This window comes from Curvibacter fontanus, assembly GCF_054780335.1.
Genome location: NZ_BAAGWN010000011.1, coordinates 285,959 through 308,936, shown reverse-complemented (window position 1 = coordinate 308,936; position 22,978 = coordinate 285,959). Strand labels below are relative to the sequence as shown.

18 protein-coding genes are annotated in these 22,978 nt (G+C 67.6%); 13 read left to right on the top strand and 5 right to left on the bottom strand.

Annotated elements, in window-relative coordinates:
• Positions 1-15: 15 nt before the first annotated feature.
• On the bottom strand, positions 16-1,566 hold the full coding sequence (locus ACYVH8_RS07615) for a Rieske 2Fe-2S domain-containing protein (RefSeq protein WP_460488265.1): 1,551 nt from the start codon (positions 1,564-1,566) through the stop codon (positions 16-18).
• Positions 1,567-1,762: 196 nt separating this feature from the next.
• Between ACYVH8_RS07615 and ACYVH8_RS07610 the strand changes: the two genes are divergently transcribed.
• The gene (locus ACYVH8_RS07610; RefSeq protein ID WP_460488239.1) at positions 1,763-2,467 is read left to right on the top strand and encodes a GntR family transcriptional regulator; all 705 of its coding nucleotides are present in this window, start codon (positions 1,763-1,765) and stop codon (positions 2,465-2,467) included.
• A 27-nt stretch (positions 2,468-2,494) separates the two neighbouring features.
• Positions 2,495-3,463, top strand: coding sequence for an AEC family transporter (locus ACYVH8_RS07605; protein ID WP_460488238.1), 969 nt, complete (start codon positions 2,495-2,497; stop codon positions 3,461-3,463).
• 38 nt (positions 3,464-3,501) lie between these two features.
• Here ACYVH8_RS07605 and ACYVH8_RS07600 read toward each other — a convergent pair whose 3' ends face one another.
• A complete protein-coding gene (locus ACYVH8_RS07600) occupies positions 3,502-4,350 on the bottom strand; it encodes a class II aldolase/adducin family protein (protein WP_460488237.1) in 849 nt (282 codons plus the stop codon).
• Positions 4,351-4,493: 143 nt separating this feature from the next.
• Here ACYVH8_RS07600 and ACYVH8_RS07595 point away from each other — a divergent pair, with 143 nt between their 5' ends.
• Positions 4,494-5,390, top strand: a complete 897-nt coding sequence (locus tag ACYVH8_RS07595) for a LysR substrate-binding domain-containing protein (protein WP_460488236.1) — start codon at positions 4,494-4,496, stop codon at positions 5,388-5,390.
• A 311-nt stretch (positions 5,391-5,701) separates the two neighbouring features.
• Complete coding sequence (gene katG / locus ACYVH8_RS07590; RefSeq protein WP_460488235.1) at positions 5,702-7,861, top strand: catalase/peroxidase HPI; 2,160 nt, start codon at positions 5,702-5,704, stop codon at positions 7,859-7,861.
• Between the two features lie 492 nt (positions 7,862-8,353).
• On the opposite strand, the gene queA is transcribed toward katG, so the two are convergent.
• Positions 8,354-9,409, bottom strand: a complete 1,056-nt coding sequence (queA, locus tag ACYVH8_RS07585; RefSeq protein WP_460488234.1) for a tRNA preQ1(34) S-adenosylmethionine ribosyltransferase-isomerase QueA — start codon at positions 9,407-9,409, stop codon at positions 8,354-8,356.
• A 165-nt stretch (positions 9,410-9,574) separates the two neighbouring features.
• On the opposite strand from queA, the gene ACYVH8_RS07580 reads away from it, so the two are divergent.
• The 3 genes from ACYVH8_RS07580 to ACYVH8_RS07570 all read left to right on the top strand — a co-directional run bounded on the left by ACYVH8_RS07580 (position 9,575) and on the right by ACYVH8_RS07570 (position 12,389).
• The gene (locus tag ACYVH8_RS07580) at positions 9,575-10,912 is read left to right on the top strand and encodes an acyclic terpene utilization AtuA family protein (RefSeq protein WP_460488233.1); all 1,338 of its coding nucleotides are present in this window, start codon (positions 9,575-9,577) and stop codon (positions 10,910-10,912) included.
• A gap of 158 nt (positions 10,913-11,070) precedes the next feature.
• Positions 11,071-11,388 (top strand): AtuA-related protein, encoded by a 318-nt coding sequence (locus ACYVH8_RS07575; protein WP_460488232.1) that lies wholly within the window; start codon positions 11,071-11,073, stop codon positions 11,386-11,388.
• Positions 11,389-11,420: 32 nt separating this feature from the next.
• The gene (locus ACYVH8_RS07570) at positions 11,421-12,389 is read left to right on the top strand and encodes a Bug family tripartite tricarboxylate transporter substrate binding protein (RefSeq protein ID WP_460488231.1); all 969 of its coding nucleotides are present in this window, start codon (positions 11,421-11,423) and stop codon (positions 12,387-12,389) included.
• 13 nt (positions 12,390-12,402) lie between these two features.
• Here ACYVH8_RS07570 and ACYVH8_RS07565 read toward each other — a convergent pair whose 3' ends face one another.
• On the bottom strand, positions 12,403-14,973 hold the full coding sequence (locus ACYVH8_RS07565) for a chemotaxis protein CheW (protein ID WP_460488230.1): 2,571 nt from the start codon (positions 14,971-14,973) through the stop codon (positions 12,403-12,405).
• Between the two features lie 95 nt (positions 14,974-15,068).
• Between ACYVH8_RS07565 and recG the strand changes: the two genes are divergently transcribed.
• Positions 15,069-17,414, top strand: coding sequence for an ATP-dependent DNA helicase RecG (gene recG, locus ACYVH8_RS07560; RefSeq protein ID WP_460488229.1), 2,346 nt, complete (start codon positions 15,069-15,071; stop codon positions 17,412-17,414).
• A gap of 98 nt (positions 17,415-17,512) precedes the next feature.
• Entirely contained in the window at positions 17,513-18,694 is a 1,182-nt protein-coding gene (locus ACYVH8_RS07555; protein WP_460488228.1) for an SPOR domain-containing protein, read from the top strand.
• 9 nt (positions 18,695-18,703) lie between these two features.
• Here ACYVH8_RS07555 and ACYVH8_RS07550 read toward each other — a convergent pair whose 3' ends face one another.
• Positions 18,704-19,825, bottom strand: coding sequence for an NADH:flavin oxidoreductase/NADH oxidase (locus ACYVH8_RS07550; protein ID WP_460488227.1), 1,122 nt, complete (start codon positions 19,823-19,825; stop codon positions 18,704-18,706).
• Positions 19,826-19,949: 124 nt separating this feature from the next.
• Between ACYVH8_RS07550 and ACYVH8_RS07545 the strand changes: the two genes are divergently transcribed.
• The 4 genes from ACYVH8_RS07545 (at position 19,950) to ubiA (ending at position 22,976) form a co-directional block, all read left to right on the top strand.
• On the top strand, positions 19,950-20,516 hold the full coding sequence (locus ACYVH8_RS07545) for a hypothetical protein (protein ID WP_460488226.1): 567 nt from the start codon (positions 19,950-19,952) through the stop codon (positions 20,514-20,516).
• A 93-nt stretch (positions 20,517-20,609) separates the two neighbouring features.
• On the top strand, positions 20,610-21,575 hold the full coding sequence (locus ACYVH8_RS07540) for a LysR substrate-binding domain-containing protein (RefSeq protein ID WP_460488225.1): 966 nt from the start codon (positions 20,610-20,612) through the stop codon (positions 21,573-21,575).
• A gap of 25 nt (positions 21,576-21,600) precedes the next feature.
• On the top strand, positions 21,601-22,092 hold the full coding sequence (locus tag ACYVH8_RS07535; RefSeq protein ID WP_460488224.1) for a Dps family protein: 492 nt from the start codon (positions 21,601-21,603) through the stop codon (positions 22,090-22,092).
• A gap of 26 nt (positions 22,093-22,118) precedes the next feature.
• Entirely contained in the window at positions 22,119-22,976 is an 858-nt protein-coding gene (ubiA, locus tag ACYVH8_RS07530; RefSeq protein ID WP_460488223.1) for a 4-hydroxybenzoate octaprenyltransferase, read from the top strand.
• The last annotated feature ends 2 nt before the right edge of the window (positions 22,977-22,978 follow it).

The following is a 22,978-nucleotide window of genomic DNA, read 5'->3' as shown; positions in this document are numbered from 1 at the left end:
AGGGGCGGCCCGGCTTCAGGACTGCGGGTAGGCCTGCTTGACGGCCTGCTCGAGCGCTTCGAACTTGTCGCGCACGAAGTCGCGGCGCGCCTGACCCGAAAGCTTGTCGCTCTCCGTCAGGATGGCGATCACCTGCTTGGAGAGCATGCGGCGCTGGGCCACCTCGTCCTCCACCTTCTGGGCCAGCGGCAGGTGGAACACATTGCCCGAGCAGTAGCTGTTGGGCATGCCCCCCGAGGCGCGCATCCACTCGGCGATGCTCTCCGCGCTGGCCGCCGGGTTGGTGCCGCGCACCGCGTCGCGCAGCATCTTGCGGAACATGTAGAGGCCGGCGTCGAACTTGGTCGGGTTTTCCAGCGCGTGCACCGCGATCGGGCGCTGGCTGATGATGGCCTCGTAGTCGCCGGGCGCGTACTGGCAGTCCTTGTAGTGGGCGCGCTCGCGGTGGTTCGGCGGGATCGGCGGCATGTCCTCCAGCTTGTACTGGCCGAAGCGCTCGGGGCGGCGCATGGCGACCTGGCCCTCGAGGAAGTCGATGGCCTCGTAGCCCACCATGTTCTTGTCGCCGACGCCGCGCGTGTCGATGCCCGGGCCGAGCACGCGCCAGCCGACCATCTTGCTGTTCTGGTCGTCCACCGGCACGGTCCAGCGGATGATGTTGAAGCGGCTGAAGAGCTTCTTCTGGTGGCCGTCCTCCGAGGTGTAGGCGTGCAGGCTCAGGTTGGGCAGCACCTGATGCTGCACGCGCACGAACATGTGCGCGTCATCCGAGCGGCGTGCGCCCGCGCAGGCCAGGCCCCGGCCCTCGTGGATGGGCACGAACAGCATGTCGGGCGCCACTTCCATGGAGGCCGCGCCGACCTCGTTGAAGGTGGTGCCCTGGAAGTTGCCGCCGGTCACGCTGGAGGCCGCGTGCAGCGCGGCCGTATGGTAGTTGTCGGCCGCGTTGTCCTGCACCTGCAGCCAGTTGCAGTGCTGGAAGTTGCTGTAGGGCACGAGCTCGTCGCCGGGCAGCACGGTGAAGTCGCCCTCCCAGAGGGGGAAGGGCGGCTCCTTTTCGGGCGGGCCCATGTAGGCGAACACCAGGCCGTGCTTCTCGACCGCCTTGTAGGCGCCCTGCTGGATGCTGCAGGCGAAGCGCTCGGCCTCCTTCTCCTCGCCTTTGGGATAGGGCACGTGCAGGCAGGTGCCGTCCACGTCGAACACCATGCCGTGGTAGCAGCACATGATGCCGCGCTCCTGGATGGCGCCGTATTCGAGCGAGGCGCCGCGGTGCACGCAGTGGGCGTGCAGCACGCCCACGCGCCCGCTCTTGTCACGGAAGGCCACCAGCTCCTCGCCCAGGATCTTGAGGAAGCGCGGCGTGTCGGTCAGCTCCATGGACATGCACACCGGATGCCAGAAGCCGCGCATGTATTCGCCCATGGGCGTGCCGGGGCCGGTTTCGGTCAGCTCAGGGTCGTGCGCGGGAATCCGGTTGGCGTAGTAGCCGCCGTAGGGGATCAGGCGCTTGGCCTGGCGCGGAGCCTCGGTGCCGGCGCTGCGGGCCTTGTCCAGTTGTTCCATTTTCTGCATGGTGTGCGTCCTTGTTGCGAGAGACGGGAGTACTCTGTACTCTGTATACAGAGTGTAGAATCATGAAAAAATCGCAGACAGAGGGTAAACCCTAGGATTTGAGGGCGAGCGAGGTCCGAAGGCGGGCCCGGCTCCCCGGAAGGGGTTCTGGGGCGGTCTCGAACCGCTTCCTACAATGCAAGCAGATATGGCGACCTTGAAATTCCAGGAAATCAATCGAAAGCGGCCCGACTTCGTCCAGGAGGTCTACGAGGTGCTGCTCGACGCCATCAGCGCCGGCACGCTGGCGCCGGGCGAGCGCATCACCCAGGAGGAGATCGCCGAGCAACTGCAGGTCTCGCGCTCGCCGGTGCTGCAGGCCATCCGCCTGCTCAAGAAGGACGGCCTGCTGCAGGACGCGCCGGGGCGCGGCGTGCAGGTCGCGCCGCTGGACGCCAACTGGATCGGCAAGATCTACGAGGTGCGCGGCGCGCTGCATTCGCTGGCGGCGCGGCTGGCGGCCGAGCGCCGCGCCGTGATCGACCCGGCCCTGATCATGGCCGGCCGCGCGGCCGCGCGCGGCAGCGACGTGAAGGCCATGATCGACGCCGACATGGCCTTCCACTGCGCGGTGGACCAGGCCTCGGACAACCCGCTGCTGGTGGAGACCGCGCAGCTGCACTGGGCCCATCTGCGCCGCGTCATGGGGTCGGTGCTGCAGGCCAGCGGCCAGCGCGAGGCCATCTGGGACGAGCACGCCGCGATCGCCGATGCCATCGCGCGTGGCGACGCGCCGCGCGCCGCTGCCTTGACCGAGCAGCATGTTTCGCGCGCCGGCCAGTACTGGCGCCGCCGCCTCAGCGAGGCGCTGCAGGCCCGGGGCGAGGCGCCGGCGGGCGTGGAGGCGGCCTGAGCCGGCGCAAGCTGAGACAATGCGCGCGTGCTGAACATCCTGTCCGTTACCTTCCCCTTCTTCGCGCTGGTGCTCTGCGGCTACGTCGCCACGCGCCGCGCCTGGCTGCCGGCCGACGCCATCGGCGGGCTCAACACCTTCAGCCTCTATTTCTCGCTGCCCTGTCTGCTGTACCGATTCGGCGCCACCACGCCGATCGCCCAGCTGCTCGATGCCAGTGTCCTGATCACCTGGCTGATGTGCGCGCTCACCATGGTGGCTTTCACGATCGCCGTCACCATGAACCGGCGCGTGGGCTGGAACGACGCCTCTTTCGGCGCGCTGGTGGCGGCCTTCCCCAATACCGGCTACATGGGTGTGCCGCTGCTGGTGGCGTTGCTGGGCGGGCAGGCGGCGGGGCCGATGATCGTGACCATCGTGGTCGACATGCTGGTGACCAGTTCCCTGTGCATCGCGCTGTCGCGCCTGGACGGCGCCGACACGCACGGCATGGCCGTGGCCGGCCGGCAGGCGCTCAAGGGCGTGCTGCTCAATCCCCTGCCCTGGGCCATCGTGCTCGGCGGCCTGATGTCCTACGCGCAGTGGCAACTGCCGGAGCCGATGAGCAAGACCATCTGGCTGCTGGCCGACGCCGCCTCGCCGGCGGCGCTGTTCACCATCGGCGCGGTGCTGGCACGCTCGCAGATGAAGACGCTACAGGAGGGGCACCCGCCCATTCCGCTGCGCGACTACCTGCCGGCGGCCATCTTCAAGCTGCTGCTGCATCCGCTGCTGGTGCTATTGGTCGGCGCCAGCGCGATCCACTACGGTCTGCCGCTGCAGCGCGCCGAGCTGGAGGTGCTGGTGCTGGTGGCGGCGCTGCCCAGCGCGAGCAACGTGGCCCTGCTGGCCGAGCGCTTCGGCGCCGACAGCGGGCGCATCGCGCGCATCATCCTGGTCTCCACCGCCGCCGCCTTCCTCAGCTTCTCGGGCGCGGTCGTGCTGCTGCGCGGCTGAGCCGCGCTTGCCTCGGACGTCCCGGTCTCTGATCGATTTCAGCTGAACATGTCGGGCTGGGTGGCCACCAGCTGCTCCCAGATCGGCTGGAAGTGCAGCCAGCCGATGTAGTCGCTGCCCACGTGCTCGCGGCTGTAGCGCGCCTTGTCATCGGGCAGCAGGATGGGTTTGCAGCCCGAGGCCTCGATCATGAGCTGCTGCTGGCAGCAGCGCTCCAGCGCGATGAACCAGAAGGCGGCCGACTCGATGCTGTGGCGGCTGGCGGTCAGCAGGCCGTGGTTCTGGTGGATGGCGGCCTTGACGCCCTTGAAGGCGTCGGCCACGCTGTGGCCGGCCTTGATTTCGACCGCGACCTTGCCGCCCTCGGCGCCGATCACCACATGGTCCTCGAAGAAGGCGGCGGCGTCCTGCGTGATCGGGTCGAGCTTCTTGCCCAGCGAGGCGAAGGCCGTGCCGTAGACCGTGTGGGCGTGGCACATGGCCACGATCTCGGGATGCGCCTCGTGCACGGCGGCGTGCAGCACGAAGCCGGCGCGGTTGATCGCGTGCCGGCCCTCGACCACCTTGCCCTCGTGGTCGGCCAGGATCAGGTTGGAGACCTTGACCTGGGAGAAGTGCACCGCCATCGGGTTGGTCCAGTACAGGTTCGGGTGCTCCGGGTCGCGGACGGTCAGGTGGCCGGCGAAGCCGTAGTCGAAGCCCTGCAGCGCGAAGGCGCGGCAGGCGGCCACCAGACGCTCCTTGAGGTGGCGGCGTTCCTCGGCCACGCTGGCGAACTTCTTCTTTTCGTAGGGGAAGATCAGGCCGGCCTGCTCGGGCTGGTAGATCGACACGCGGCCATCGCTCAGTTGGATCGAATCGATTTCGGCCTTGTTCACTGCGTTCATGCGGGTCTCCTGGGGTTTGTGCAGTCCACGGCGGGATGTGGGCTGCGGTTACACGTTGGTGGGATATTGGCCGTCTGCGCGTGTCTTGACAAACGAAGACTGTTCATACAAAGATGAAACAAATTCATGAATAAAACGAAAGCATGAGGAGAATTCCAAGTTTCGTCCTGCTGCGCTCCTTCGAGGCGGCCGCCCGGCTCGAGAGCTTCACGCTGGCCGCGGCCGAGCTGCACCTCACGCCCTCGGCCATCAGCCACCAGGTGCGCGAGCTCGAGGACTACTTCGGCCGCGCGCTCTTCGTGCGGCGCAACCGGCGCGTCGAACCCACGCCCGAGGCACGGCGCCTGCTCGACAGTCTGGCGCGGGTGTTCGACGTGATCGAGGCGGCCTGCGGCGAGGTGTCGCTGGCGCCGCAGTCGCAGGTGCTGGCGCTGCACAGCCCGCCCAGCTTCGCGGCCAAATGGCTGGGGCCACGCCTGCCGGGCTTCATGCAGGCCCATCCCGAGATCAACATCCGCCTGACCAGCGGCGCCGAACCGATCGACCTGACCCGGGCGCAGGAGGTGGACGTGGCCATCAGCTATGCCGCGCCGGCCGAGCGCGCCGGCGTGGTCTGCCTGCCCCTGGGCGCAGAACGCATCGTGCCGCTGTGCGCGCCGCGCCTGCTGCGCGAGGACGTGCCACCGGAACAGCAGATCGCCGAGCTGGTGCTGATCGACTCGCAGCTCAGCGAGATCACCTGGCCGCAGTGGTTCGCGCGCAACGGCCTGGTCCTGCCCGCGCGGCCCCGCCCCTCCTTTGACCGCGCGGCGCTGTCCATCCTGGCGGCGGTGGACGGCGTGGGCGTGGCGCTCGAGAGCAGTCGGCTGGCCGAACGCGAGCTCGAGCGCGGCGAACTCGTGGCACTGGGTCTGGGCCGATTCCTGCCGCTGGAGCAGCCCTTGCACTTCCTGGCCTACCGCGCCAGCGAGCGCCAACTGCACAAGGTGCGTGTGTTCCGGGAATGGCTGCTCGACACGGCGGGCGTCCAGCCCCGCTGACCCCCTGGCGTTCGCAGGGCTAAAAATCCGCTTCGCCCAGCGCTGGCGCCGAAGGCCGGGGGTCTATAGGTGTCGGCTATTTGATTAATTTAAACAATCGAATTGAGAAAACAATAGTGATTACATAAACTGAAGCCTCGTTCAAACCCAGGAAGCGCACCATGACCTGCACCCTCGCTACCACATCCATTCGCGAGTCCAGCCCGACAGGCTGGCTCGAATGCCTGGCCGCGCTGGCGCAGTCCAGCTGAGATTCCCGCCTGAACGTTTCCAGCATCCCACTGAGCACCAACGACCGAAGGAGAGAATTGATGTCAACCGAAGCCAAGTGTCCCTTCCACCATGCCGCCGCCGGCGGCACCACCAACAAAGACTGGTGGCCGAACCAGCTGCGCGTCGATCTGCTGAACCAGCACGGCAACAAGTCTGACCCGCTGGGCGCGAAGTTCAACTACGCCGAAGAATTCAAGAAGCTCGACTACAAGGCGCTCAAGGCCGATCTCGTCAAGCTCATGACCGACAGCCAGGACTGGTGGCCGGCCGACTTCGGCCACTACGGCCCCCAGATGGTCCGCATGGCCTGGCACGCGGCCGGCACCTACCGCACGCTCGACGGGCGCGGCGGCGGCGGCCGGGGCCAGCAGCGTTTTGCGCCGCTCAACTCCTGGCCAGACAACGTCAACATCGACAAGTCGCGCCGCCTGCTCTGGCCCATCAAGCAGAAGTACGGCCAGAAGATCTCCTGGGCCGACCTCTTCATCCTCGCCGGAAACGTGGCGCTGGAGTCCATGGGCTTTCGCACCTTCGGTTTCGCGGGTGGCCGCGAAGACGTGTGGGAACCGGACCAGGACATCAACTGGGGCGCCGAGACCAAGTGGCTGGCGGCAGACAAGCGCTTCAGCGGCGGGGGTGACCGCAACAAGGGCGAGGGCGAGCTGAACCAGAACCTGGCCGCCACCCACATGGGCCTGATCTATGTGAACCCCGAAGGCCCTAACGCCAGCGGCGACTACATGGCCGCGGCCAAGGACATCCGCACCACCTTCTACCGCATGGCCATGGACGACGAGGAGATCGTGGCCCTGATCGCGGGCGGCCACACCTTCGGCAAGGCCCACGGCGCCGCGCCCGAAGCGCATAAGGGCCCGGAACCCGAAGGCGCGGGCATTGAAGCCCAGGGCCTGGGCTGGAACAGCAACTTCGGCAGCGGCCACGGCAAGGACACCATCTCCAGCGGCATCGAAGTCACCTGGACCAAGACGCCCGCGCTGTGGAGCAACAACTTCTTCGAGAACCTGTTCAAGTACGAGTGGGAACTGACCAAGTCGCCCGCCGGCGCCAAGCAGTGGATCGCCAAGAACGCCGAGGACATCATTCCTGACGCCCATGTGAAGGGCAAGTTCCACAAGCCCACCATGCTGACCACCGACCTGACGTTGCGCTTCGACCCGGCCTTCGGCAAGATCTCCAAGCGCTTCCATGACGATCCGCAGGCCTTCGCCGAAGCCTTCGCCCGCGCCTGGTTCAAGCTGACCCACCGCGACATGGGCCCCAAGGCCCGCTACCTCGGCCCCGAAGTGCCGAAGGAAGAGCTGATCTGGCAAGACCCGCTGCCTGCGGCCACGCTCAAGCCCACGGCCGCCGACATTGCCGACGCCAAGGCCAGGATCGCGGCCTCTGGCCTCACGGTGGGCGAACTGGTGTCCGTGGCCTGGGCCTCGGCCTCCACCTTCCGCAGCGGTGACAAGCGCGGCGGCGCCAACGGCGCGCGCCTGGCCCTGGCCCCACAGAAGGACTGGGCGGTCAACAAGGGCGTGGCCAAGGCTGTGGCCAAGCTGCAAGGCATCGCCGGCAAGCTCTCGCTGGCTGACGTGATCGTGCTGGCCGGCAGCGTGGGTGTGGAGCAGGCGGCCAAGGCGGCCGGTGTGGCGGTGGAGGTGCCCTTCGCGCCGGGCCGTGTGGACGCGACGCAGGCGCAGACCGATGTCGAGTCCTTTGCCGTGCTCGAACCCCTGGCCGACGGCTTCCGCAACTACAGATCAGGCCCGATCGGCGCGCCGACCGAAGCCCTGCTGGTGGACAAGGCCCAGCTGCTGGGCCTGACCGCCCCCGAGCTGACCGCGCTGGTCGGCGGCCTGCGCGTGCTCGGCGCCAATGCCGACGGCAGCAAGCACGGCGTGTTCACCGACAAGGTGGGTGCGCTCACGACCGACTTCTACGTCAACCTGCTCGACATGGGCACGGAGTGGAAGGCCACCGATGCAACGGCGGAAGTGTTCGAAGGCCGGGACCGCAAGAGCGGCAAGGTCAAGTACACCGGCACCCGCAACGACCTGATCTTCGGCTCCAACTCGGTGCTGCGCGCCTATGCCGAGGTTTATGCCAGCGCCGACGGCAAGCAGAAATTCGTGCAGGACTTCGTGGCGGCCTGGACCAAGGTGATGAACCTGGATCGCTTCGACCTGGCGTGATTTCAGCGGCACGCAAGCAAGCAAGAGCGCTTGCTTGAATGAAAAAGGCCACCTTCGGGTGGCCTTCGTTCTGGGCAGTGCGCAACTCAATGAACCAAGCGCTTTCAGTCGCCGAACTGAAGCGGGTTCCCCGGTGTGCATAAAAGCAAGAACTGGGAAATCGACGCGAAACGATGGACAGTCAAGTTCATGCGTCAAACAGCCTTCAGTTGTTGTGAACGCTACTTATCGAGGTTCCCATAAATCATGACAAGCGCCTCGCATCCGTTCGCCCTGAGCCCGTCGAAGGGCTTCGACAGGCTCAGCCTGAACGACAAGGTGTCATGCATAAAGAAACATCAACAATGACTGTCGGCCAAGTGCATCGTGGCGAAAAGGAGCGCCTGTTGGCGCTTCTCAATCATCAGTCCGGCATGTCATTATTTTGACGCCCTGGTAAATTTCCTCTGGCCGTTTTGTTCGAGGCTGGTCTTGAGTGCTGAGGGATTGCATCTATCGCCTCAGAATCATCGCATCCCCATAACTGAAGAAGCGATACCGCTGTTCAATCGCATGCCGGTACAGCGCCATGATGTGCTCGTAGCCCGCGAAGGCGCTGACGAGCATCATGAGGGTGGACTTGGGCAAATGGAAGTTGGTGATCAGCAGGTCGGCCACTTTGAACTCGAAGCCCGGCGTGATGAAGATCTCGGTGTCGCCGCTGGTCTGGCCTGTCTTGGCCCAGGATTCGAGGGTGCGGATGGTGGTGGTGCCCACGGCGACGATGCGGCCGCCACGAGCCTTGGTCTCGGCGATGGCCTGCTGCGTGGCGGTGGGCACTTCGTACCATTCGCGGTGCATGCGGTGTTCGGCAAGGTTCTCGGTTTTCACGGGTGAGAAGGTGCCGGCGCCCACGTGCAGGGTGACGTTGGCGCGCTGCACGCCGCGCGCAGCCAGCGCAGCCAGCACGCCTTCGTCGAAGTGCAGGGCGGCGGTGGGCGCGGCGGCGGCGCCGGGTTTGGCGGCGAAGACGGTCTGGTAGCGCGCCACGTCTTCCGCGTTGTCGCCATGTTCGATGTAAGGGGGCAGGGGCACGTGGCCGTGCTGCTCCATCAGGGCGTGCGGTTCGTCGCTGAAGCGCAGGCGCAAGAGTTGGCCTTCTTCATCGGGCCAGCGGCCCAGCAATTCGGCGGTGTAGCCGCCCGTCATCTGCAGCACCATGCCCACGGCGGGCTTCTTGCTGACCTTCATGTGGGCCACGACCTCGTGGCCGGGCAACACCCGTTCTACCAGCATTTCCAGTTTGCCGCCCGTGGGCTTTTCCCCGAACAGCCGGGCCCTGACCACCTTGGTGTCGTTGAGAACCAGCAGGTCGCCGGGCAGCAACAGGCCGGGCAGCTCGCGGAAGATGCGGTCCACGGGCTGTGAATCGGGTGAGCTATCGCGGCCGTCGAGCAGGCGCGAGGCGCTGCGCTCAGCGGCGGGGTGCTGGGCGATGAGCTCGGGCGGGAGCTGGAAGTCGAAATCGCTGAGGGTGTGGACGCGCGGAGCGCCATTAGAGATAGTCATGTGCTGGAGGGCTGGCATGCTTCGCGGTCGCGATGCATTTCCTGAAATACCCCGCGGGTCTTGCCGCAAGGTGGAGAGACCCGTTCCAAGTGAGGGAACCGGATTTTCCCACGGCTGGGGTAATCCCGCGCTGGCGACGCAACAGCCGATGAAATAATAGCCCGCATGAAAGCCTTCCGCATCGGATCGGGGGCCGGTTATTCCGGCGACCGCATCGATCCCGCCCGCGATCTGGCCGAGCGCGGCGAGTTGGACGTGCTCGCCTTCGAATGCCTGGCCGAACGCACGATCGCGCTGGCCCAGCTGCGGCGCAGCCAGGACCCGCAGCGCGGCTACGACCCCCTGCTGGAGGAGCGCATGCGCGCGGTGCTGCCGGCCTGCCTGCGCCAGGGCACGCGCATCGTCACCAATATGGGCGCGGCCAACCCGCTGGCCGCGGGCGAGGCCGTGCTGCAGGTGGCGCGCGAACTGGGCCTGCCGCGCCTGCGCGTGGCCGTGGTGCTGGGCGACGACGTGCTGCCCTGGATGCAGGCAAACGATGTGCCCCTGCTTGATTCGGACCAGACCGTGCGCAGCCTGGACGGCCGGCTGATTTCGGCCAATGCCTACCTGGGCGCCGATGCCCTGCTGCCGGCCCTGCAGTCCGGCGCCGAAGTGGTGATCACCGGCCGCGTGGCCGACCCGGCCCTGTTCCTCGCACCGCTCATGCAGCACTACGGCTGGCGCGCCGATGACTGGCCCTTGCTCGGGCAAGGTATCGTCATCGGCCATCTGCTGGAGTGCGCGGCCCAGGTCAGCGGCGGTTATATCGCCGAACCGGGCCGCATCGACATCCCGCGCCTCGAGGACGTGGGCTTTCCGCTGGCCGAGGTGCAGGCCGACGGCCGTGCCGTCATCACCAAGCTGGCCGGTACGGGTGGGCGTGTGGACCGCCTGACCTGCACCGCGCAGCTGCTCTATGAGCTGGAAGATCCGCAGCGTTATCTGCAGCCCGATGTGGTGGCCGATTTCTCGCGCGTGCAGCTGCAGGAAGCGGGCGCCGACCGCGTGCGGGTGCAGGGCGCCAGCGGCAGCGCCCGGCCCGAGCAACTGAAAGTGACGCTGGGCTACCGCGAGGGCTACATCGGCGAAGGGCAGATTTCCTACGCCGGCCCCGGCGCACGGGCGCGCGGCGAGCTGGCCCTGTCGGTGCTGAAGCATCGCCTGCAGCGCACCGGCCTGGGCGGGCTGGAGCAGCGGGCCGAGCTGATCGGCGTCAACGCCATGCATGGCGCGAGCCTGGGCAGGGATCGCGAGCCCTACGAGGTGCGCGTGCGCCTGGCCGCGCGTACGACCACGCGCGCGCAGGCCGAGCGCGTGGGCCAGGAGGTGGAGGCGCTCTATCTCAACGGTCCGGCCGGCGGCGGCGGCGTGACGCAGACGGTGCGCGAGGTGGTGGCCGCGGCCTCGGCCTTGATCCCGCGCCGCGCGGTGGGCACCTCTTGCCAGGTGCTGGAGCTTTGAAATGAAACACCCCAGGCTACGCGCACTGCGTGTCGCTGCGCCACCCCCCTCAAGGGGGCAACGCCAGTGGCCCGGCAAAGCCGGTTCCACGGCGTTCCCCGCTTGGATTTGTATTTGCACAATTTGCCGGCAACACGAAGCGCATTGAGGTGACGGACATGAGAAAGATCGGCGACATCGCTTACGCCCGCTCCGGTGACAAGGGCAACCGCGCCACGCTGAGTGTCATCGCGCTGGATCCGGCGGACTACCCGGTGCTGGAGCATGCCCTGAGCGCCGAGCGCGTGCGCGCCTGCTACCGCGACAGCGTGCACGGCGCGGTGGACCGCTACCTCCTGCCGCAGCTCGGGGCGGTGCATTTCGTCATGCATGATGCGCTGGGCGGCGGCGTGACGCGCTCGCTGGCCCTGGACGCGCACGGCAAGAGCCTCAGCGGCGCCATTCTGGACCTGCCGCTGGCGCCGGACCCTGCCTGAATTCGATCACCCACCACAAGAGGAGACTTCCTATGCCCACCATCCCCCGTATCCTGGCCCTGTGCGGCGCCACCCTGCTGGGCGTCAGCGCGGCGCTGGCCCAGCCCTATCCGAACAAGCCCATCAAGGGCATCGTGCCCTTTGCGGCGGGCAGCGCCACGGACCAGATCGGCCGCGCCTTCGCGGCCAAGATGTCCGAGACCCTGGGCCAGCCCATCGTGATCGAGAACAAGGCCGGCGTGAACGGCATGCTGGGCGCCGATGCCGTGGCCAAGGCCGCGCCGGACGGCTACACCATCCTGTTCGGCACCAACAGCACCAACGCCGCGCTCAAGAGTCTGATGAAGAAGCTGCCCTATGACCAGGACACCGCCTTCGTGCCGGTCGGCTACCAGGGCTCGGTGCCCCTGATCGTGGCCGTCAACAACGATGTGCCGGCCAGGACCCTGCGCGAGTTCGTCGACCTGGCCAAGGCCAAACCCGGCCACGTGACCTTCGCCAGCGCCAGCACCTCGCAGCTGGTGTCGTCCGAGATGCTGGCCAGCATGGCCGGTGTGCAGATGACCAACGTGCCCTACAAAAGCGGCCCGGCCGCCATGACCGACCTGATCGGCGGCCAGGTGATGATGTTCAGCGCCGACTTCGCCGTGACCCTGCCCCAGGTCAAGGCCGGCAAGATCCGCGGCCTGGCCGTCACCTCGACGAAGCGCTCGGCCGCCATCCCCGAGCTGCCCACCGTGAACGAGGCCCTGGGCCTGAAGGACTACGAACTGATCGCCTACTTCGCGGTCTTCGCGCCGGCCGGCACGCCGCCCGAGGTCGTGGCCCGGCTGAACCAGGCCATCAACCACGCGGCGCAGAGCCCGGACATCCAGGAGCGCTTCGCCGCCATCGGCTTTGCCACCGAGCCCGGCACGCCCGAAGCCCTGGCCCAGCGCAGCCAGCGCGAAAGCGCCAAGTGGGCCAAGGCCATCCGCGACGCGAAGATCGAGCCGCAGTAAGGCGGCCGGCCGTTCAGGCGGCCAGCGCGGTTTCGCCCACGAGCTGCCGGAACAGTTGCTGCGTGTCCAGCAACTGGATCAGCTGCTTCCCGTCCCGGGCCTTGATGAAGTGGCTCACGAGGCACGCGTCGCCGCCTGCGCCGAAGGGCGAAGCAGCCAGCTGGCCGTCGCTGAACTCGGGCACGCCATGCAGCGCGTCCACCAGCAAGCCCAGAGTGTGGATGCCGTGGTGCACGATCACGATCTGGCCGCTGTTATCCACGGGGTTGGCCCGGCCCGTAAGCAGCCAGCCCAGGTCGAACACCCACACGAAATGCCGCATCTGTCCGCTGCCCTGGGGCGAGAGCATGCCGATGCGCCCGCGGTCGTTGCTGCTTGCGCGCGCGGACAGCGCGCCGGCCGGCACCGCCTCCAGCACATGGACGCCTGGCAGCGCCAGCAGATTGCCACCGCAGTAGAAGGTGGCGTAGGTGTTGATGACCGCGCCGCCGCCCGCTGGCGGCGCTTCTCCGCCCGCTGCCATCATGGTCTGGCGCGAAAGGCGTGCGCCGTCCTGCACCCGCCCCAGCTTGTGGAAGACCACGGCCAGTACATCGTCGCGGTAGCCGTCGCTGGTCTTGAACTCCCGGTAGCCGGCGCAGACCGCGACGCCCATGACGGCGTATTGTCCGTCGAACTCGACGATGCGCGACAGGCTGTCGCCATTGGTCAGAGCGCGCGCGGCGGCGTCGGTATCCAGCGTCGTGCCGACCGGGCGCGCCGCATCGGTGCTGGAGAGGATGCGCCCGCTGCGGTCGATGAAGATGGCCGTGGCGCCGCCTTTGTCGTCGAGGCAGCCGCTCAGCATGGCCTCGAACTCGGCTGTGGCGTTGAAGACGATGCCGATTCCGCCCACCACGCGGTTCTCGTCCTGCGGATGACGCACGGCGGCGTGATAGATGTAGGTTGGCCGTCTTCCATACAGGGGGCTGGATTCGAAGGTGCTGGCATGGTAGGCCTGTTCGCCTTCCAGCGCCAGCACGCGGGCCAGCGTGGCTGGGTCGATGGCCGCTTCCGGCGGCAGCGCACCGATGGCACCGTGCGTCGAACCGGCGAGGATACGGCCCGAACGGTCGTAGACCACGATACGCGCATAGACCGTGTACAGGCTGTTGATGTAGTGCAGGATGTCCGCAATGCGCTTGAGCTGCGCGGCGTCAGGCGCGGCCTGTGCGAGCGTGGCGCGCAGTTCCGGGGTCAAGGCCCACCAGCGGCAGTCGTTGGCGCGCTCGTAGAGATTGCGGTCCAGCAGGTCGACCAGCAGCTGGGCCACGGATTCGATGTTGCGCAGTTTTGATTCCAGCACGGTCTCGTACAGATCGCGGATCGACTGCGAGAACAGATCGTTGCTGCGCGAGCCGGTTTCGCTGATCTGCTCCAGGATGGTCTTGAGCTTTTGCAGCTCGCTGCGCCGGTCGGCGGTGATGACCTGGCCATTCCAAACCACACGGCGGATCGTCTCGGTGGCGGTCATGACCTCGTACAGCGGCGGGCTGAAGGTGCGTGCGTGGGACAGCAAGCCGCTGGCAATGGCGGGGTCCAGGCTGCCCAGTGTGTCGCGTGTGCCGCCGGAGAACGCCAGGTCCACCGGCAGCATGACTTGGCCGAACCAGCCTTGCGGGCCCGCATAGCCCTGGTAGCCCTCGGCCTGGAAGGTCCGCACCAGGTATTCGCGGCCCTCGTGGATGAGCAGCCGCGGCTGCCCGTCGGGGTTGACCGGGACCGTGGTGCCGGGGACGATCCAGCATTCGTCGGCGCTGGCGATCACCCGGTGCCCGGCGTCCAGCAGCAGCATGTTGGCGCGGCCCTCGGGGTCGCGGTGCGAGCGGAAGATGCCGGCCATCTCGGCCTCGAAGTCGAAGCACAGGCAGAGCAGGCCTACGACGGCGCCGGTCTCGGGATGGTGCATGCGGCGCGAATAGATCAGCGCTTGCGTGCGGCCGGGGCGCAGGTCGGTGGCGCGGAAGGTCTCGACGAAGCTGTCGCTGGCCAGGGTCTGGGCGATCAGCGGGTCGGTGCTGCCCTCGACGGGCGAATCCGGGTCGAGTTGCACCAGGACGTTGCCTTGTGTGTCGAGCAGCATGATCTCGTTGTAGACCGTGTACTTGTGACGGTAGGCCAGCAGGCGCGAGCGGATGGCGTCAAGGTCTTCGCTCTGGCCGGCCACAAAGGTGCAGAGTTCGCGGTCGGTGGCGAGGAAACCCACGTCGGCGGTGCGTTCGTAGAGATTGCGCACCACGATGTCGATCACGTACTGCGCTTTGGTGCCGATGGCGGCCAGCACATTGGCCACTTTTTCTCCGACCAGGCTGTCGACCAATTCGTGTTCGAGCCGGCTGAAACCGGCGCGCGTGGCGGCCATGATGGGTAGGATGGTCTGCGCCTCCTGCGGGCAGTTCATCTTGGCCGAGGATTCGATCATGCGCCACATCTGGTTGAGCTCGCGCAGCGATTGCTCGCAGCGGCTCACGTCGCGCATATAAGGAAGGTAGGTATCGGTCTGGAGGCGGGGGGAGGATGAGGGGGCGGAAGCAGATGCAGGCATGAACAGGGGATCCAACGACGTCTAATAATGAAGAGACCAGAGCAAGAGGCGTGCCCGCCCGCGGTGCATCGGCCGGTTTGGGCCACAATCGGACCATGCCTTCACGTTCCTTGACCGGAAGCGAGAAAAAAGTCACGAAGAAGCCGACCGCCCATGAAGGCGCAGCGCCGGTGTCAAAGTCCGCGTCTGCGTCAGGGTCGGGCGGATCCAAAGGCGCGCCGCAGAAAGCCCTGGAAAAGCTCAACCTGCGGCGCGACATCGACCTGGCCCTGCACCTGCCGCTGCGCTACGAGGACGAGACCCGCATCACGAAATTGGCCGAGGCACGCGAGGGCGACACGGCGCAGATCGAGGGCGAGGTCACGGCCTGCGAGGTGGCCTACCGCCCGCGTCGCCAGCTGCTGGTGACCGTGAACGACGGCAGCGACAGCTGCGTGCTGCGTTTCTTCAATTTTTATCCCTCGCAGCAGAAGGCCCTGGCCGTGGGCACGAAAATCCGCGCCCGTGGCGAGCTCAGCGGCGGCTTCCTGGGCTGGACCATGGTGCACCCGCAGTGCAAGGCGGCCAGCGGCGCGCTGCCCACGGCGCTCACCCCTGTCTACCCCACGGTGGCGGGCCTGCCCCAGCCTTATCTGCGCAAGGCCGTGCTCAGCGGCCTGACGCGGGCCGAACTCTCCGACACGCTGCCGACCGAGGTGGCGGCCCGGCTCAAGCTGCGGCCATTGTGGACACTCAAGCAGGCGCTGGAGTTTCTGCACCACCCCACGCCCGATGTGATGCTGGCCCAGCTGGAAGACCGCACGCACCCGGCCTGGCAGCGCCTGAAGGCCGAGGAGCTGCTGGCCCAGCAGCTGTCGCAACTGCAGTCACGCCGCGAGCGTGAGCATCTGCGCGCGCCGGTGCTCGTCCCCGTTCGCCCTGAACTTGTCGAAGGGCCCTTCGACAGGGCTCAGCCTGAACGGATGTTGCCGCTGCACGAGCAACTGCTGGCCGCGCTGCCTTTCCAGCTCACCGGGGCGCAGCGGCGCGTCAGCGAAGAGCTCGCCCGCGACCTCGCGCAGCACCAGCCCATGTACCGCCTCTTGCAGGGCGACGTGGGTTCCGGCAAGACCGTGGTGGCCGCGCTGGCCGCGACGATCTGCATGGACGCGGGCTGGCAGTGCGCGCTGATGGCCCCCACCGAGATCCTGGCCGACCAGCACTTCCGCAAGCTGGTGGGCTGGCTGGAGCCGCTGGGCGTGCGCGTGGCCTGGCTCACCGGCAGCCAGAAGAAAAAAGAGCGTGCTGAGATGCTGGGCCTGATCGAACGCGGCGAGGCCGGTCTGGTGGTGGGCACGCACGCGGTGATCCAGGAGCAGGTGCAGTTCAAGAACCTGGCGCTGGCCATCATCGACGAGCAGCACCGCTTCGGTGTTGCTCAGAGATTGGCTTTGCGAGGAAAAACAAACTCATCAACCGTTCACCCTGAGCTTGTCGAAGGGTCCGCGCAGGCTTCGACAGGCTCAGCCCGAACGGATGAAGTCGAACCTCACCTCCTCATGATGACGGCGACGCCGATCCCGCGCACCCTGGCCATGAGCTATTACGCCGACCTGGATGTATCGACCATCGACGAGCTGCCGCCGGGGCGCAGCCCCATCGTGACCAAGGTGGTGTCGGAGCAGCGGCGTGACGAGGTGATCCAGCGCATCCGCGGCCAGCTGGAGCAGGGCCGGCAGGTCTACTGGGTCTGTCCGCTGATCGAGGAGAGCGAGATGCTCGACCTCACCAACGCCACCGAAACGTACGCTGAACTCAGCGCGGCATTGAACGACCCCCACGCTCCGCCGCTGCGCGGGGCGCTGTCCCCCGAGGGGGCGGCCCCGGCCTTGGGGCGGCCCGGCGGCAGGGGCGCCGGCGTCATGGTGGGCCTGCTGCACTCGCGCATGCCCGTGGCCGAGAAGAAGGCGGTGATGTCGCTGTTCACGGGCGGGCAGATGGGGGTGCTGGTCAGCACCACGGTGATCGAGGTGGGGGTGGACGTGCCCAATGCCACGCTCATGGTGATCGAGCATGCCGAGCGCTTCGGCCTCTCGCAGCTGCACCAGCTGCGCGGGCGCGTGGGGCGCGGGGCGGCGGCTTCGGCTTGCGTGCTGCTGTTTTCCACGGGCGATGCGCCGCGCCTGGGCGAGACGGCGCGCGAGCGCCTCAAGGCCATGGCCGAGACCAACGACGGTTTCGAGATCGCGCGGCGCGACCTGGACATCCGCGGGCCGGGCGAGTTCCTGGGCGCGCGCCAGTCGGGTGCGGCCCTGCTGCGTTTTGCCGACCTGACGGAAGACAGCCAGTTGCTGGCCTGGGCGCGCGAGGCGGCCCCCGTGATGCTGGACCGCCACCCGGCCCTGGCCGAACGCCATGTGCTGCGCTGGCTGGGGAGTCGCACCAACTATTTGAAAGCCTAAGGCGCCGATCAGTTGCAAATGTGTAGCATCCACGGCACGCCGGATGTGGCACAGCGGTCAATGTGAATTAGACTCCGGGCAAACCTGGAACATCAGCGATGGCCAAGGACCCCTCCCTCAAGCTTGCTTCCGGCGACACCGCCTACCTTTACCGCGCCGCCATCGGCCCGCGCGCGCAGGACTATTACCTGCGCCATTTCGCCCGCTTCGACGGCGAGGGCAAGGCCGGCAGCAGCTGGAACTGGGCCGCCTACTGGACCACCCTCAACTGGCTGGTCTACCGCAGGATGTGGGGTTGGGCCCTGGCCTATGTGGCGGCCCTGCTGGGTCTGGCGCTGCTGGTCTTCGGCGTGGGCAAGCTGGTGCTCAACTATTCCGACACCAGCGCCGTGCTGCTGTCCCTGCTGCTGCTGACGATGGCCTTTGTCGTGCCGGGCATGTATGCCAACGCCTGGTTCTACACCCATTGCAACGAGAAGATTTCAGACGCGCTGCGCACGGCCCCCGAGGTGAAGGACGCGGCCACGGTGCTGGCCAGCCGGGCGCCGGACAGCCGCCGCCTGCTGCTGCTGGGCCTGGGCAATGCGGTGTTGTTGGCGCTGGTGCTGTCCTTGCTGAACTGGTTCCAGGGCGCCGAAAGTGGCCTGCCCCAGCTGGCCTCGCGTGAAGAGCACTCGCTGGCTGGCGGCCAGTCCGGCCAGGTTCGCGCTTTGGCGGCCGCACCTGCGCCGGCCGTGATGGCCAGTGTGCCTGTATCGCCGGCCAGCGCGCCGGTCACGGCCGCAGCTGCAACGCCCGCCGTGGCGACTGCAGCCCCCGAGACACCCCAGGTGGCCCAAGCCGCGAGCCTGCCCGCGGCCCCCGCGGCGGCCCGACCGGCTGCTGAAGGCAAGCCGGCCATGGTCAACGCCTCCGATCGCAGCGCGGCGCCGGCCAGGCCGGAGCCTGTTACGACGCCTGCGCCCGCGCGCCCGGCGGCTGCGACCCCTGTGGCGGTGGCCCCGCCGGCCGCACCGCGTCCTGCCGCCAGTGCACCGCAGTTGCGTTATGTCTGGGTGATCCAGGTGGGCGCCTACGCCCAGGAAGCAAACGCGCAGAAGGCCCTGGCCGAGGTGCAGGCGCTGGGCCTGGAGGCAGGGGCGGAATCCTTCGAGAGCCCCAAGGGCAAGCTGATGCGCGTGCGTGTGGGCCCCTTCACGCGCCAGGCCGAGGCCGAGCAGGCCGCGCTGCGCATCAAGACGCTGAACCTGCCGACCCTGGTGATACGCCAGCGGCCCTAGTTTTCCTGTTCAGCGCTGGCCGATGCGCACCTGGCCGAAGATGCCCTGCGCCTCGCGCGGCATGCAGCGCCAATACTGTTCGCTGGCCTGCACCTGGCCGCTCAGGGCAGCGGCGGCTTCCCAGGGCCAGCGCGGTTTGTAGAGCAGGGCACGCGCGATCGCGATCAGGTCGGCGTCACCGGCCTGCAGGATGTCTTCCGCCTGCCTGGGGTCCGTGATCAGGCCGACCGCCGTGGTCGGCAATCCGCAGGCCTTGCGCACGGCACTCGCGTAGGGCACCTGGTAAGCCGGGCCTGTGCTGATCTTCTGCAGCGGCGAGACGCCGGCCGTGGAGACGTGCATGAAGCTGCAGCCCAGGGTTTTGAGGCGGCGCGAGAACTCGGTGGTCTGCGGCAGGTCCCAGCCGCCCTCGACCCAGTCCGTGGCCGAGACGCGCACGCCCAGCGGGCCGTCGAACACGGCGCGCACGGCGGCAAACACTTCCAGCGGGAAACGCATGCGGTTCTCCAGGCTGCCGCCGTAGTCGTCGGTGCGCTGGTTGGCCAGGGGCGAGAGGAACTGGTGCAGCAGGTAGCCGTGCGCCCCGTGCAGTTCGATGGCGTCGATGCCGATGCGTCCTGCCCGCTGCGCAGCGGCCACGAAGGCTTCGCGCACTTGCTGCATCTGTGCCAGCGTCATCGCCGTGGGCGGTGTCTCTGTGGGCAGTTGCGCCAGGGTCGAGGGCGCCAGTGCCTGCCAACCCCCCTGTGCGGGGGCGAGCTGCTGCCCGCCATGCCAGGGCGCGGCGCTGGAGGCCTTGCGGCCGGCGTGCGCGAGCTGGATGCAGACCGGCATGGGCGGCGCCAGCTGGCGCGCGCGCTGCAGGGTGCTGGCCAGGGCCTGTTCGGTGCGTTCGTCCCACAGGCCCAGGCAGGCGGGCGTGATGCGACCGTCCGCGGTGACCGCGGTGGCCTCGATGGTCATCAGGCCGGCGCCGCTGTTGAGCAGGCTGGTCCAGTGCGCGAGGTGCCAGTCGGTCGCTTCGCCGTTCATTGCCGAGTACTGGCACATGGGCGCGATGACGATGCGGTTGGTGAGGGGCAGGGCGCCGCGCGGCGCGGGCAGATCAAAAGGCGTGAACAGCAGGCTCATGGGCGGATGGGGTGTTGATGTACGTCAAGCAGCAGGGATCGGCAGGGCTGCAAATTCTGGCATGGGCCTGCCGGCAGGGCGCTTTGGCACAATGAAGTCCGTTCCTTCTGGAGGAGATTCAGCCATGCGCATGCCATTCCTGCTCCTGTCGCTCTGGCTGGCCTGGCCGGCGGTCGCGCAAGGACCCCAGCGCGACCTGCTGCTCGAGCTGCGTGAGATCGAGGAGGGGAGCGCAGGCCATGTCGTGGGCACACGGCCCCAGACGCCGCTGATGGCACCGCAGCAACTGCAGGTGCGCAACGGCAGCCAGGCGCGGCTGAGTTTTGCGCAGGCCACGCCGCTGCAGTGGGTGCAGTCCGTGCAGGCGCAGGGGCAGATGACGGGCGCGGGCGTGAAGCAGGGCCTGATCTGGCTGCGGGCCGGGCAGAGCCTGCAACTGCGGCCGCGCTGGCCCGGTGGCCAGAAGCCCGCCGCGGTGGAGGTCGAAGTGCAGACCCAAAGCGTGCAGCAGCAGCCTGGACGGGACCTGCCCACGCAGGAGCGCAGCGAGTTGGCCACCACGGTGCAGGCCCCGCTGGGGCAGTGGGTCACGCTGGCGCGCAGCGGCAACAGCGCGCCGCCCGGCACCTACCGCAGCGACGCAGCCCCGCAGCGGCCGCGCCTGCTGCAGTTGCGGGTGACCGTTCCCTAGGGGTCTCTGCATCACTCCCGCCGCGCACCGCGGGAGTGATGCAGAGGACCCCTGGTGCTATCGCTTTCCGCGCCTGGATGGCACAATTCAATCATGACGCTCACCGAACTCAAATACATCGTTGCCGTCGCCCGTGAGAAGCATTTCGGCCGCGCGGCCGAGGCCTGCTTCGTGTCGCAGCCCACGCTGTCGGTGGCGGTGAAGAAGATCGAGGAGGAGCTGGACGTCAAGCTCTTCGAGCGCAGCGCCAACGAGGTGACGGTCACGCCCCTGGGCGAGGAGATCGTGCGCCAGGCGCAGGCCGTGCTGGAGCAGGCGGCCAGCATCAAGGAAATCGCCAAGCGCGGCAAGGATCCGCTGTCGGGCCCGCTCAAGCTGGGCGTGATCTACACCATCGGCCCCTACCTGCTGCCCGACCTGGTGCGCCAGATGATCGAGCACACGCCGCAGATGCCGCTGATGCTGCAGGAGAATTTCACCGTCAAGCTGCTGGAGATGCTGCGTACCGGCGAGATCGACTGCGCCATCCTGGCCGAACCCTTTCCCGACACCGGCCTGGCGGTGGCGCCGCTGTACGACGAGCCCTTTTATGCCGCCGTGCCACACACCCACCCGCTGGCCACGAACGACAGCATCAGCACCGACGAGATCAAGGCCGAGACCATGCTGCTGCTGGGCACGGGCCACTGCTTCCGCGACCACGTGCTGGAAGTCTGCCCCGAGTTCGCGCGCTTCTCCAGCCATGCCGAGGGCATACGCAAGAGCTTCGAGGGTTCTTCGCTGGAGACCATCAAGCACATGGTGGCCGCCGGCATGGGCGTGACCCTGGTGCCGCGCCTGAGCGTGCCCAAGTCCGCGCTGCTGCCCAAGGGCAAGGCCAAGGTCTCGACAAGCACCGACGAAGGCTTTGTGCGCTACCTGCCCTTCAGCGGCGAGGCGCCCACGCGCCGTGTGGTGCTGGTGTGGCGGCGCAGCTTCACGCGCTATGAAGCCATCGCCTCGCTGCGCAACGCCGTCTATGCCTGCGAGCTGCCCGGCGTGAAGCGCCTGTCTGAATGAATTTTTTATCCCGGAGTGAGAGACCATGACCAAGACCGCCGCCCCCGCCATCAACATCGGCATCAGCGAGAAAGACCGCGCCGCCATCGCCAAGGGCCTGAGCCACCTGCTGGCCGACACCTACACGCTGTACCTGACCACGCACAACTTCCACTGGAACGTGACGGGCCCCATGTTCAACACCCTGCACACCATGTTCATGGCGCAGTACACCGAGCTCTGGGGCGCGGTCGACCCGATCGCCGAACGCATCCGCTCCCTGGGCCATCCGGCCCCCGGCTCCTACGCCCAGTTCGGCAAGCTGGCCTCGGTGCCCGACGCGCCGGCCAAGCCGCCCAAGGCCATGGAGATGGTGCGCATCCTCGTCACGGGCCACGAGGCCGTGGCGCGCACGGCGCGCAGCCTTTTTCCGCTGGCCGACAAGGCCGGTGACGAACCCACCGCCGACCTGCTGACCCAGCGCCTCACGGTGCATGAGCAGACGGCCTGGATGCTGCGTTCGCTGCTTGAAGAGTGAGCGCGATGGCGCAGTGAGCCATCGCCGTGGCTGAAAAATTCCGTTTGTATCTCGACCTGATCCGCTGGGACCGTCCGGCGGGCTGGTTGCTGCTGCTTTGGCCCAGCCTGAGCGCGTTGTGGGTGGCGGCCGGTGGTTTCCCCGGCTGGCATCTGGTGACGGTGTTCGTGCTGGGCACCATCCTCATGCGCAGCGCGGGCTGCTGCCTCAACGACGTGGCCGACCGCGACTTCGACAGGCATGTGAAGCGCACCGCGCAGCGGCCGGTGACGGCGGGCAAGGTCTCGGTACGCGAGGCGCTGTGGCTGGGCGCGGTGCTGGCTTTGCTGGCCTTCGGCCTGGTGCTGACGACCAATCCGGTGGCGGTGGCCTGGTCCTTCGCCGCGCTGGCCGTGGCCGTGGCCTATCCCTATGCCAAGCGCTTCTTCGCCATGCCGCAGGCGGTGCTGGGTGTCGCCTTCAGCTTCGGCATCCCCATGGCTTTCGCGGCGGTGCGCGGCGAGGTGCCTGGCCTGGCCTGGGGGCTGCTGGTGGGCAACCTGTTCTGGGTGCTGGCCTACGACACCGCGTACGCCATGGTGGACCGCGACGACGATCTGCGCATCGGCATGAAGACCTCCGCCATCACGCTGGGGCGCTGGGATGTGATGGCTGTGACCAGCTTTTACGTGGTTCAGCTGCTGCTGTGGACCGTGCTGCTGGTGGAGCGCATGGCGCCCTGGCCCTGGTTCCTCGCGCTGGTGGCGGCCGTGGCCCAGGTGGTCTGGCATTACCGCCTGATCCGTGCCCGCACGCGCGAGGGCTGTTTCAAGGCCTTCCGCGTCAACCACTGGTTCGGCTTCACGTTGTTCGCCGGCATCGTGGCCGGCTACGCGTTGAAATAAGA